Raw genomic sequence first — 423 nt, 5'->3', positions numbered from 1 at the left:
CCTTCTTGGCGTTGACGATGTCGACGACCCAGACCAGCGGGTCGCTGGGCTTGATCCCGGACTGCGGGTTCAGCTGCTCGCCGACGATCGCCTCGGCCGTGCCTTCGACCTGCACCCGGCTGCCGACCTTGTGGCCGGCCAGCGCGTCCGCGACCTTGGTCGGCAGCATCTGCCCCTGCTGGCCGACCTCCTGCACGACCTGGGCGCGGGGGGCCTCCGGGTCGGCGCCCTGCCGCTCCGCCCAGGTGGAACCGAGCGCCTCGATGTTGCCGGCGAAGTCCAGGCGGACGATGTCGCCCTTCTTCACCTCGGCGCCGTCACCGGTCGAGACGTCGCTCGCGACGACCTCGTCGGAGACCTTGGCGTCCTTGGCGATCTCGATCTTGGGCTCGGCGCCGAACTTCCCGGAGACCTCGGCGACGG

General features: G+C 70.9%; 1 protein-coding gene. It reads right to left on the bottom strand.

The genetic code is table 11. The annotated features are described in order from the left end of the window. Nucleotides 1-423: FKBP-type peptidyl-prolyl cis-trans isomerase (locus BTA51_RS29825; protein WP_210404989.1), on the bottom strand; the 423-nt coding region annotated here is incomplete at both ends.

The organism is Hahella sp. CCB-MM4, assembly GCF_002260525.1.
Taxonomy (GTDB): domain Bacteria; phylum Pseudomonadota; class Gammaproteobacteria; order Pseudomonadales; family Oleiphilaceae; genus Hahella.
Note: the sequence above shows the minus strand (reverse complement) of the source record. Positions and strands in the feature narration are given on the sequence as shown.